Here is an 11,926-nt window from a genome sequence, read left to right as displayed (position 1 = left end):
CCGGGCGTCAAGCCAGTTCGGCCAGGATTGCCTGCGCCGCCGCGCGCGGATCGGCGGCCTGCCAGACCGGGCGGCCCACCACGATGTGGTCGACCCCGGCGGCGATGGCCGATGCCGGTGTCTCGACCCGCTTCTGGTCGCCCAGGGCGCTGCCCGCGGGGCGTACGCCCGGCGTCACGATCAGGCGCGATCCCGGCAGGGCGCGGATGTCGGCGGCCTCGCGCGGGGAGCAGATGATGCCGTCGGCCCCCGCCTCGAACGCGCGGGCGGCGCGTTCTACGGTGATGTCGTGCAGATCGCCTGGCCGGATCAGCCCCGCGTCCAGGTCGGCCCGGTCCAGCGAGGTCAGGATGGTCACGCCCAGGATCTTCAGGTTCGACCCCGCGGCCCCCTGCTTGGCCGCCGCCACCACATGCGGGTCGCCATGCACGGTCAGGAAGTCCAGATCGAACTGCGCCAGGCCGCGCACCGCGGCCTCGACGGTCGCGCCGATGTCGAACAGCTTCATGTCCAGGAAGATGCGCTTGCCGTGCTCCTGCTTCAGCTCGTTGGCCAGGGCCAGGCCGCCGCCGGTCAGCATGCCCAGCCCGATCTTGTAGAAGCCCACGGCGTCGCCCAGGCGTCCCGCCAGGTCCAGCCCCGCCACGGCATTCGGCACGTCCAGCGCCACGATCAGCCGGTCATCCATCACGCATCCCCTTCTTTGTTCCGCGGGCCTTATGACATGCTTGAAACCACCCCGCGACCCCCCCAAATCTGATCCATCAGACCCGGACCGGGGCGTGCCGCAACAGGGCGCCACCAGCACGGGGGCTTTGCAAAAGGAGTACTGCCGATGAACATGGAAAAGTTCACGGAACGGTCGCGCGGCTTCCTGCAATCCGCCCAGACCATCGCGATCCGCGAGAACCAGCAGCGCGTGATGCCCGAGCATCTGCTGAAGGCGCTGATGGATGACGACCAGGGACTGGCCTCGAACCTGATCACCCGTGCGGGCGGCGACGCCAAGCGCGTGCGCGAGGCGGTGGATGCCGCCGTGGCGAAACAGCCCAAGGTCAGCGGGTCGGGCAGCGGTCAGGTCTATGTCGACCCCACGCTGGTCCGCGTGCTGGACGAGGCGGAGTCCGTGGCCAAGAAGGCCGGCGACAGCTTCGTACCCGCCGAACGGGTGCTGATGGCGCTGGCCATGGTCAACACCAATGCCCGCGATGCGCTGGCTGCGGGTTCGGTCAACGCGCAGGCGCTGAACGCCGCCATCAACGACATCCGCAAGGGACGCACCGCCGACACGGCATCGGCCGAGGACAGCTATGAGGCGCTGGAGAAATATGCCCGCGACCTGACGGCGGCCGCGCGCGACGGCAAGATCGACCCGATCATCGGCCGCGACGAGGAGATCCGCCGTGCCATGCAGGTCCTGTCGCGGCGCACCAAGAACAACCCCGTCCTGATCGGCGAACCCGGCGTCGGCAAGACCGCCATTGCCGAGGGCCTCGCGCTGCGCATCATCGACGGCGACGTGCCGGAATCCCTTCGCAACAAGCGGCTGATGGCGCTGGACATGGGCGCGCTGATCGCGGGCGCGAAATATCGCGGCGATTTCGAGGAGCGGCTGAAGTCGATCCTGAAGGAGATCGAGACCGCCGCAGGCGAGATCATCCTGTTCATCGACGAGCTGCACACGCTGGTCGGCGCGGGCAAGGGCGACGGCGCGATGGATGCCGCCAACCTGATCAAGCCGGCCCTGGCGCGGGGCGAGCTGCATTGCGTCGGCGCCACCACGCTGGACGAATACCGCAAGTATATCGAGAAGGACGCGGCTCTGGCCCGGCGCTTCCAGCCCGTGCTGGTCGAGGAGCCGACGGTCGAGGACACGATCAGCATCCTGCGCGGCATCAAGGAGAAGTACGAGCTGCACCACGGCGTGCGGATCAGCGACGCGGCCCTGGTCGCGGCGGCGACGCTGTCGCATCGCTATATCACCGACCGCTTCCTGCCCGACAAGGCCATCGACCTGATGGACGAGGCGGCCTCGCGCCTGCGCATGGAGGTCGACAGCAAGCCCGAGGAGCTGGACCAGCTGGATCGCCAGATCCTGCAGATGCAGATCGAGGCCGAGGCGCTGAAGAAGGAGGACGACGCGGCATCGAAGGACCGGCTGGAACGGCTGGAGAAGGATCTGTCCAGCCTGCAGGAGCGCAGCGCCGAGATGACCGCCCGCTGGCAGGCGGAACGCGACAAGCTGCAGGGGTCGCGCGACCTCAAGGAGCAGCTGGACCGCGCCCGCGCCGACCTGGACCAGGCCAAGCGCGAGGGGAACCTGGCCCGCGCCGGAGAGCTGTCCTATGGCATCATCCCCGGGCTGGAGAAGCAATTGGCCGAAGCCGAGCAGGGCGACGGTCTGATGGTCGAGGAGGCCGTCAGCCCCGAACAGATCGCCGAGGTCGTCGAACGCTGGACCGGCATCCCCACTGCCAAGATGCTGGAGGGCGAGCGCGACAAGCTGTTGAAGATGGAGGAGCAGATCGGCAAGCGTGTGATCGGTCAGCAGGAGGCCGTCACCGCGGTCAGCAATGCCGTCCGCCGCGCCCGCGCGGGTCTGAACGATGAGAACCGGCCGCTTGGCAGCTTCCTGTTCCTGGGGCCCACGGGTGTCGGCAAGACGGAACTGACCAAGGCGTTGGCCGAATACATGTTCGACGATGACAGCGCGATGGTCCGCATCGACATGTCCGAGTTCATGGAAAAGCATTCCGTGGCCCGGCTGATCGGCGCGCCTCCGGGCTATGTGGGTTACGACGAGGGCGGCGTCCTGACCGAGGCCGTGCGGCGGCGTCCCTATCAGGTGATCCTGTTCGACGAGGTCGAAAAGGCGCATCCGGACGTCTTCAACGTGCTGTTGCAGGTGCTGGACGACGGGGTGCTGACCGACGGCCAGGGCCGGACGGTGGACTTCAAGCAGACGCTGATCATCCTGACCTCGAACCTGGGTTCTCAGGCGCTGTCGCATCTGCCCGAGGAGGCGGATGCGTCGGACGCCCGCCATCAGGTGATGGAGGCGGTGCGCGGTCATTTCCGCCCCGAATTCCTGAACCGCCTGGACGAGATCATCATCTTCCGCAGGCTCTCGCGGACGAACATGGACGGGATCGTCAAGGTGCAGATGGCGCGGCTGGAAAAGCGCCTGGCAGGTCGCAAGATCACGCTGGACATGGACGACGCGGCGCGGATGTGGCTGGCCGATCAGGGTTACGACCCGGTCTTCGGCGCGCGCCCGCTGAAGCGCGTGATCCAGCGCGCCCTGCAGGATCCGCTGGCGGAACTGCTTTTGTCGGGCGAGGTCATGGACGGGGCGACCGTCCATGTCAGCGCCGGGCCGGACGGGTTGCTGGTCGGCAACCGTGTGGGCCAGGCGGGACCGCGGCTTGGCGCGATCGGCGAAGGCCCGCGCCCGCCGATTCACTAAGGAAGACGGCCCCCGGAGCGATCCGGGGGCCGTTTCCGTCAGGGCATCTCGGCCAGGAAGGCCTTGACCAGCGCCGCCGAATTGTCGGAGGCCAGCGACATGAAGACGCCCATCTCGTTCTCGCCCTCGCCGCCGCCGGCCAGGTCCGACAGCGAGCGGAAGGCGATGAACGGCACCTGGTTCGCCCAGGCCACCTGCGCCACGGCGGCCGATTCCATGTCGACCACCTGCGCCTCGAAGGTCGTGGACAGCCAGTCGCGCACCCCGGCATTGTCCATGAAAGACGACCCCGACACGCCGTTCCCGCCCACGCGGATCTGCGGCGCGGTGGTCAGGCAGTCGTTCTGGGCATTGCAGTCGGCCAGATCGGTCGCCTCGGCGACGCGGGCGGCGACCTCCAACAGGGCCGGGTCGGCGGGAAACCAGAACCGCGTCTCGGGCTCGCCCCGGTCCGAGGCCACGGTCGTCTCGCGCGTGTAGATCATGTCATAGTTCGGAAAGGGCGATTCCAGGAACCCCGGCAGGGCGAAGCCCTCCTCGGTCCGGCGCGCCATGACGGTCTCCAGCCACTGGCCCCACTGGTCGGCCACGACCACGTCGCCGATGTTCAGCGCCGGATCGACCCCGCCCGCGATGCCGGAAAACACGATCGCCTCGATGTCGAACCGCTCCAGCGCCATCTGGGTGGTCATGGCCGCGTTGACCATCGACACGCCCGACAGGAACAGCACGACCTCCTGCCCCGACAGGGTGCCGGTGATGAACTCGGTGCCGTTGATGGTCTGGGTTTCCGCGCCCTCCAGGCCCGCCTGCAGGCTGATCCATTCCGGCTCGAAGGCCGACATGACGGCGATGCGGGGCGTGTCGTCGACGCCATGCGCGGCCAGGGGCGCGGCAGACAGCATCAGGGCGAGGGCGGGACGGATCATGGGGCGGGCCTTTCACGATATGCAATTCCGCCCCCGGCTTACGCTGCGGCACCCGTGATGGCCAGAGCCGCCACCCTGTCGCCGCGTCACGGCTTGCCCGTTGCCCAAGGCGCGGGCATCGTGACGCAAATCCAAGGGAGATCATCCATGCTGCCACCGATCCTGCAGGGCCTGCGCATTCCGGTCGTCGCCTCGCCCATGTTCATCGTCTCGGGGCCCGACCTGGTCATCGCGCAGTGCAAGGCGGGCATCGTCGGCAGCTTTCCGGCGCTGAACGCCCGCGAAAAGGACGGCGAGCCATCCATGCTGGACGCCTGGCTGACTCGGATCGAGGAGGAGTTGGACCGTCACAACCAGGCGAACCCCGACCACCCCGCCGCCCCCTTCGCGGTCAACCAGATCGTCCATCGCAGCAATGCGCGGCTGGAGCGCGACATCGAGATCTGTCACCGCCACAAGGTGCCGATCTGGATCACCTCGCTTGGCGCGCGGGTCGAGGTGAACCAGGCCGCCCATGACTGCGGCGGCATCGCGCTGCATGACATCATCAACAACATGTTCGCTAGGAAGGCCATCGAGAAGGGCGCCGACGGCCTGATCGCGGTGGCCGCCGGCGCGGGGGGCCATGCCGGGCCGCAATCGCCCTTTGCCCTGATCCAGGAGATCCGGGAGTGGTTCGACGGGCCGCTGCTGCTGTCGGGCTCGATCGCCACCGGGCGCGCGGTGCTGGCGGCGCAGGTGATGGGGGCGGATCTGGCCTATATCGGCAGCCCGTTCATCGCGACCGAGGAGGCGAATGCCCAGCCCGACTACAAGCAGATGATCGTGGACAGCACGGCGGCCGACATCGTGACCTCGTCGCTGTTCACAGGCGTGTCGGGCAATTATCTGGCGCCGTCGATCCGCAAGGCGGGGCTGGACCCGGACAACCTGGCGGGGGCGGATGCCAGCGCGATGAACTTCGGCAGCGGGTCGTCGAAGCCCAAGGCCTGGTCCACCATCTGGGGCGCGGGCCAGGGCATCGGCGCGGTGCGGGCGGTGGAACCGGCGGGCGCGCGCATCGACCGGCTGGCTGCGGAATATCAAGCCGCGAAAGAGGCCGTTTCGCGCCTGTGACCTTTGCGGATGGGCGGGACGCTTCCCATATAGGGGATCGAACCGTCCCATCCGTGGAGGACCAGATGGCCTATGAGAAAACCCCCGACGCGATCGCCCGGCTGACCCCGGAGCAGTATCGCGTCACCCAGGAGAACGGCACCGAGCGGGCCTTCACCGGCGAATACGACCACCATTTCGATGCGGGCATCTATGTCGATGTCGTCTCGGGAGAGCCGCTGTTCGTCAGCAGCACGAAATACAATTCCGGTTGCGGCTGGCCCGCCTTCACCAAGCCCATCGACGGCAACGTGACCGAGCATCGCGACACCACCCACGGCATGGTCCGGGTCGAGGTGCGGTCCAAGCACGGCGACAGCCATCTGGGCCACGTCTTCCCGGACGGTCCGCGCGATCAGGGCGGGCTGCGCTATTGCATCAATTCGGCGTCGCTGCGCTTTGTCCCCAAGGACCGGATGGAGGCCGAGGGTTACGGCGACTATCTGGCCCAGGTCGAGGAGGCGCATCATGGTTGAACGTGCGGTTCTGGCCGGTGGCTGCTTCTGGGGCATGCAGGACCTGATCCGGCGCATGCCAGGCGTGATCGCGACGCGCGTCGGTTATTCCGGCGGCGACGTGCCCAACGCGACCTATCGCAACCACGGCACCCATGCCGAGGCGATCGAGATCATGTTCGACCCCGACCTGATCAGCTATCGCCGGCTGCTGGAGTTCTTCTTCCAGATCCACGACCCCTCCAAGCCGAATCGGCAGGGCAACGACATCGGGCCGGGCTATCGTTCCGCGATCTATTACGCGGACGAGGCACAGAAGCAGGTGGCGCTGGACACGATCGCGGATGTTGACGCATCCGGCATCTGGCCGGGACGCGTCGTGACCGAGGTCGAGCCGGTGGGCGATTTCTGGGAGGCCGAGCCCGAGCACCAGGATTATCTGGAGCGGTTTCCCAACGGCTATACCTGCCATTTCCCGCGCCCCGATTGGGTCTTGCCCAAACGCGACGCCGCCGAGTGAGGCACGGGCGCCCCGGAACGCGGTTCCGGGGCGTTCTCTGGCGTCCCGCGACGGCCGGGGGGCTGCCGCCCCCCGGACCCCCCGCCCGGACGGTTCAGATCCGAACGGTTCAGGCCCGATTGGCTTGGAGACGGACGCTTCAGGGACGGGGCGGCCTGACCCGGAACACCGCGCAGTAGAGCGCGGGCACGAAGACCAGCGTGACCAGCGTGCCGGCGATGATGCCGCCCATCATCGCATAGGCCATCGGCCCCCAGAACACCTGCCGCGAGATCGGGATCAGCGCCAGCGACGCCGCAGCCGCGGTCAGCAGAATGGGGCGCGCGCGACTGTCCGAGGCCTCGAACACGGCGTCCCACTGGCTGCGGCCCTTGTGCAGCAGTTCCTGGATCTCGTGGACCAGGATGACCGAGTTGCGGATCAGGATGCCGATCAGCGCCAGGATCCCCAGGATCGCCACGAAACCCATCGGCACGCCGAAGGGCACCAGCACCGCCACCACGCCGATCAGGCCCAGGGGGGCCGCGGCGATCACCACCAGCGACATCCGAAAGCTTTGCATCTGCGCCATGACCAGGACGGCCATGATCAGCAGCATCACCGGCACCACCGCGGCGATCGGCGCCTGGCTGTCGGCCGAGGTCTCGACGCTGCCGCCGACCTCGATGCGGACATCGGGGGGCAGGGTTTCTTGGTATTCGGCCACCTGAGCGGCCAGCGCCGTGACCAGGGTCGCGGGCTGGTCGGCGGTGCCGATGGCGGCCTTGACCGTGACGGTGGGCAGGCCGTTTCTCTGCATGATCAGCGGCTGTTCGGATCCGTATTCCAGCGTCACCAGCGCGGCCAGCGGCACCACCCGCCCGTCCGCCAGGTTCAGCTGCATGTTGCGGATCGAGGCCAGCGACTGCCGATCGTCGGCCACGCCGCGGGCGACCACGTCGATCAGGAAGATGTCGTCGCGCAGCTGCGTCACGCTGGTGCCGCTGAACAGGGCCGACAGCGCCTGGGCGATGTCCTGGCTGGTCACGCTGAGCCGGCGGGCCTGGTCCTGGTCCACGACCAGGCGGACCATGCGCGCGGGCTCGTTCCAGTCCAGCGCGATGTCGCGCAGGCGCGGCTCGGACGCGATCAGCGTGGCAAGGCCCTGGGCCGCGTCGCGGGCGGCGTCGGTGTCGGGGCTGGTCACGCGGTACTGGACGGGCTTGCCCACGGGCGGGCCGATTTCCAGGTTCTTGACATAGATGTCGACGCCCGGAAATTCGGCGGCCGCCAGCGCGCTCAGCCGCGCCTTGACGCGGTCGCGCGCGGCCAGGTCGGGGGTCTGGATCACGATCTGGCCCATATGCGGCCCTGCCGTGGGCACGTCCATCGACAGCACGAAGCGCGGCGCCCCCTGCCCCACATAGGAGGTCCAGAACAGCACGTCGTCATCATCCGCCAGGCTAGCCTCCAGCCGGTCCATGTCGGCGCGGGTCCGCGCGATCGAGGCGTTCTGGCGTTCCGTGATGTCGACCAGCACCTCGGTCCGGTCGGAGGTGGGGAAGAACTGCTGTTCCACGAAGCGCATCCCCCAGACCGACGTCGCAAAGATCGCCAGCGTCACCGCGATGGTCAGCCACTTGAACCGCATCGCCGCCCGCAGCAGGCCGTGGAAGGCGCGCCGCAACCGGCCCGGCCCCTTGTGGCCATGCCCCATGTCGGCGCGCAGGAACGTGACCCCCAGCAGCGGCGCGAACAGCACCGCCACGATCCAGGACACGATCAGCGACACCGCGATGACCACGAACAGCGAGAACGTGAACTCTCCCGCGGCAGAGCTGTTCAGCCCGATGGGAATGAAGCCCGCGACCGTCACCAGCGTGCCGGTCAGCATCGGAAAGGCGATCGAGGTCCAGGCATAGCTTGCCGCATCGGTCAGCGATTCCCCGATCTCCAGCCTTGAGATCATCGTCTCGATGGCAATCATCGCATCGTCGACCAGCAGGCCAAGGGCGATGATCAGCGCGCCCAGAGAGATCCGCTGCAGCGTGATGCCGTAAAGGTCCAGGATGACGAAGGTGATCGCCAGGCACAGCGGGATGGTCAGCGTCACCACCAGCCCCGCGCGCAGGCCCAGGCTGATGAAGCTGACGACCAGGACGATGGCCACGGCCTCGGCCAGGGCCTTGACGAAATGGCCCACGGCGTCTTCGACCACATGCGGCTGGTCGGCGAATTTCGCCATCTCGATGCCGATGGGCAGGTCGGCGGCGATGCGGTCCATCAGCGCCTCCAGTTCGGCGCCGAACTCCAGGATGTTGCCGCCCTGGCGCATGCCGATCTGCAGCCCGATCGCGGGCTGGCCGTTGTGGCGGAACAGCGATGTCGGCGGGTCCTGATAGCCGCGTGTGACGGTAGCCACGTCGCCCAGATTGAAGAACCGCTCTCCGACGCGCAGGTTCACGGCCTCGATCGACTCCGCCCCGTCGAACTGGCCGCCGACGCGCACCAGGATGCGTTCGGGCCCGGCCTGGATCACGCCGGACGGCGCGATGGCATTCTGTTGGGCCAGGGTCTGGATCACCTGCGCCTGGTTCAGGCCCAGGGCCGCCAGCCGCGCGGCGGAGAACTCCAGGAACACCTGTTCGTCCTGCACGCCCAGCAGCTCGGTCTTGCCGGCGGCGTCCAGGGCCGCGACCTGGCGACGGATCGCCTCGACCCGGTCGCGCAGCTCGCGCGGCGTGAATCCGTCGGCGGTGAAGGCATAGATGTTGCCGAACACGTCGCCGAAATTGTCGTTGAACTGAAAGCCCGCGAATTCCTGGGGAAATTCGGGGCGGATGTCGCCCATCATCTGGCGGACCCGCTTCCACACCTCGGGGACGGCGGGGCCGCGGATGGTGGGGTCCAGCTCGACATAGACGACCGCCTGGCCGGGCGTCGTGACCGACCGGGTAAAGTCCAGCTCGTCCAGCTCCTCCAGCTTGGTCTCGATCCGGGTGGTGACCTGCTTCAGCGTCTCGTCGATGGTGGCGCCGGGAAGGGCCGCGCCGATGATCATCGTCTTGATCGTGAAGTCCGGGTCCTCCTCGCGGCCCAGGTTCAGATAGCTGATGGTGCCCGCGATCATCGACACGATCAGCAGGAACCATACGAAACTGCGATGCTTCAGTGCCCAGTCGGACAGGTTGAAGCGGGTCTTGGGGGTGCTCACGGCTCCAGCCTCCGGCCGACGGGCTGGCCGGAGGCCAGGGATTTCACGCCGCGGATCACGACCTCGTCGCCCGCGTCAAGGCCGTGGGTGATGGAGACGCGCCCGCGAAAGGGGGCCGCCGCCTGCACGGGGGCCTGTTCGACCCGCGCCCCCGCATCATCCCGGATCACCCGCCAGACGAAGGGCATGCCCTCGGTCGCGACCAAAGCCTCGGCCGGCAGCGACAGGGATGGCGCATCGACCGTTCCGAACCGCGCCCGCACCAGCGCGCCAAGGCGGAACGGCGCGCCCGGCGGCAGCGTCAGGTACAGCCGCCGCGTCCGGGTGGCGCTGTCGGCGATGGGGTCGACCCGGTCCAGCGTGGCCGCGATCTCGACCTGGGGGTCGCTGCGATGCCAGACGGTAAAGTCGGCGCCCGGCGCAAGCCCGACCAGCGCCTGTTCGGGCAGGTCGATCACCACCTCTGGGGTGTCCTGGGCCGACAGCTGGATCACGGGCGCGCCCGCATCCACGACCGCGCCCGGCACCTCATAGACGGCGCTGACCACACCGGCGAAAGGCGCGGTCATCTTGGCGAACCCTTCGGCATCCTCGGCCTGCAGCAGCTGCGAGCGGGCCTGCTCGACCGCGGCGGCGGCGGCGCTGGCCTCCTGCTGGGCCTGTTCCAGCTGGGCGTTCGAGGCGACGTTGCGCGCCGCCAGCGCCTGCGTGCGTTCCAGTGTCGCGCGCGCGGTGCGGTCCTGCACGTCCGCGGCATCGACGGCGGCGCGCGCGGCGCGGGTGGTCGCGGCCAGATCGTCCGTGGACAGCTGCGCCAGCAGATCGCCGGCCGCCACCTGATCGCCCAGATCGACGGGCCGCGCGATCATCCGGCCCAGGGTCTGAAAGCCCAGCTGGACCTGGGTTCGCGCCTCGACCACGCCGGGGATCCAGCGCGCGTTCAGGCCGCGATCGTCCACGATCACGCTGACCACCGGGCGCGGCGGGGCCGCGGGCTCCTCGGCCTGACCGCCAAGGCCCAGCCAGTCGGGCAGCGACAGCGCCGCGGCCGGCCCGCAGGCCAGCGCAAGCACGCCGGCAAGGATCAGCGCCCTCATTGCACGCCCTCCGCGACCGGCTGGACCCGGCGGCCGGGATACAGCAGCTGCGCCCCGTCACCCACGACCCGCTGTCCGTCGGACAGGCCCTCGGACACGAAGATCGTGCTGTCCGCAAAATGGTTGATGACCACCTTGGTCAGCGCCACGCGCCCGTCATCGTCGACCACCCAGACGGCCGGATCGTCGCCCGACCGCATCAGGGCGGTCCAGGGCACGACCACGCCCTTTTCCATCGCCATGCTCAGATGCCCGCGCACCGACGCGCCCAGAAGGACGATCCCGGCATTGGGCGTCAGCAGCCGCGCGCGCACGGTCACCGTGCCGGTCTGCGGATCGACCAGGGGCGCGATCTCGGTCACGGTGCCGACCATGTCGGGACGGTCGACGTCCAGCGTCTCCATCCGCACGTCGCGGCCCAGGATGTCGTGCAGCAGCGGGTCGTCGGGCGCGTGGAAGACGGCCTCCAGCCCCGACAGCGCGGCCAGCGTCAGCACCGGCTGCGCGGCGGCGACCACCTGGCCGGGGGCCACCGACTTGTCGGTCACGACGGCGTCCTCGGGCGCCCGCAGCACCGCATCGTCGACGGCGCGCCGCGCCTGTTCGACCGCGGTTTCCGCGCGCTCCAGCGCCCCTTGGGTCTGGGACAGCGCCTGTTCGGCCTGATCGGCCGCCGCCCGCGTGCCGACCCCCCGCGCCAGCAGCGCATCGGCGCGGTCGCGGGCCTGCCGGGCCTGGTCGCTGCCCGCGCGCGCGGCGGCCAGGCCCGCCAGCGCGACGTTCAGCGCCTGATCCTGCTGGACCGCGTTCAGCCGGGCCAGGGGCTGGCCCGCGACGACGCGGTCGCCCTCGGCCACCAGCACCTCGGTCACACGGCCGCCCTGACGAAAGCCCAGCTCCAGCGTGTCGACGGCCTCGATCTCTCCGGACAGCTGCATGTCCAGGTCCAGAGGCTGGGTGCGGGCGGTCACGATGCGCACGCGGATATCGTCGGGGGCGGCCTGGGCCGCCGCAAGCGCGGGAATCATCATGGCAAGGGCAAGGGGCAGCAGCTTGAACATCGGAACCGATCCACGACATCTGTGGCTCAATCTGTCGACGGTTTTAGCCG

9 protein-coding genes are annotated in these 11,926 nt (G+C 68.8%); 4 read left to right on the top strand and 5 right to left on the bottom strand.

Annotated features, from left to right (window positions below; translation table 11 throughout):
* Positions 1-7: 7 nt before the first annotated feature.
* Complete coding sequence (gene pyrF, locus F1642_RS09705; RefSeq protein WP_194886117.1) at positions 8-688, bottom strand: orotidine-5'-phosphate decarboxylase; 681 nt, start codon at positions 686-688, stop codon at positions 8-10.
* 147 nt (positions 689-835) lie between these two features.
* Between pyrF and clpB the strand changes: the two genes are divergently transcribed.
* Positions 836-3,466: an ATP-dependent chaperone ClpB gene (clpB, locus tag F1642_RS09700; RefSeq protein ID WP_194886116.1), complete on the top strand. Its 2,631-nt coding sequence runs from the start codon at positions 836-838 to the stop codon at positions 3,464-3,466.
* A gap of 38 nt (positions 3,467-3,504) precedes the next feature.
* Here clpB and F1642_RS09695 read toward each other — a convergent pair whose 3' ends face one another.
* A complete protein-coding gene (locus F1642_RS09695) occupies positions 3,505-4,395 on the bottom strand; it encodes a 5'-methylthioadenosine/S-adenosylhomocysteine nucleosidase (RefSeq protein ID WP_194886115.1) in 891 nt (296 codons plus the stop codon).
* A gap of 147 nt (positions 4,396-4,542) precedes the next feature.
* Between F1642_RS09695 and F1642_RS09690 the strand changes: the two genes are divergently transcribed.
* From F1642_RS09690 to msrA, 3 genes are all read left to right on the top strand, one after another.
* Positions 4,543-5,511 (top strand): nitronate monooxygenase family protein, encoded by a 969-nt coding sequence (locus F1642_RS09690; protein ID WP_194886114.1) that lies wholly within the window; start codon positions 4,543-4,545, stop codon positions 5,509-5,511.
* Between the two features lie 65 nt (positions 5,512-5,576).
* Positions 5,577-6,026, top strand: coding sequence for a peptide-methionine (R)-S-oxide reductase MsrB (msrB, locus tag F1642_RS09685; protein ID WP_045982827.1), 450 nt, complete (start codon positions 5,577-5,579; stop codon positions 6,024-6,026).
* On the top strand, positions 6,019-6,525 hold the full coding sequence (gene msrA, locus F1642_RS09680) for a peptide-methionine (S)-S-oxide reductase MsrA (RefSeq protein ID WP_194886113.1): 507 nt from the start codon (positions 6,019-6,021) through the stop codon (positions 6,523-6,525). Before msrB ends, msrA begins: the two co-directional genes overlap by 8 nt.
* 139 nt (positions 6,526-6,664) lie before the next feature.
* Here the strand turns inward: msrA and F1642_RS09675 are convergent, their stop codons facing one another.
* Genes F1642_RS09675 through F1642_RS09665 form a run of 3 tightly spaced genes read right to left on the bottom strand, consistent with a single transcriptional unit; the run spans position 6,665 to position 11,876 of the window.
* Entirely contained in the window at positions 6,665-9,718 is a 3,054-nt protein-coding gene (locus F1642_RS09675) for an efflux RND transporter permease subunit (protein WP_139597819.1), read from the bottom strand.
* Complete coding sequence (locus tag F1642_RS09670) at positions 9,715-10,815, bottom strand: efflux RND transporter periplasmic adaptor subunit (protein ID WP_194886112.1); 1,101 nt, start codon at positions 10,813-10,815, stop codon at positions 9,715-9,717. The genes F1642_RS09675 and F1642_RS09670 overlap by 4 nt, the downstream gene beginning before the upstream one ends.
* Positions 10,812-11,876 carry an efflux RND transporter periplasmic adaptor subunit gene (locus F1642_RS09665; protein WP_148911184.1) on the bottom strand — a complete coding sequence of 355 codons (1,065 nt, stop codon included), beginning with the start codon at positions 11,874-11,876 and terminating at the stop codon, positions 10,812-10,814. The genes F1642_RS09670 and F1642_RS09665 overlap by 4 nt, the downstream gene beginning before the upstream one ends.
* Positions 11,877-11,926 lie beyond the last annotated feature (50 nt).

The organism is Paracoccus sp. NBH48 (genome assembly GCF_015390265.1).
GTDB classification, from domain to species: Bacteria; Pseudomonadota; Alphaproteobacteria; order Rhodobacterales; family Rhodobacteraceae; genus Paracoccus; species Paracoccus marcusii.
The sequence above is the reverse complement of the archived record's forward strand: the minus strand, read 5'-3'. Positions and strand labels throughout refer to the sequence as shown.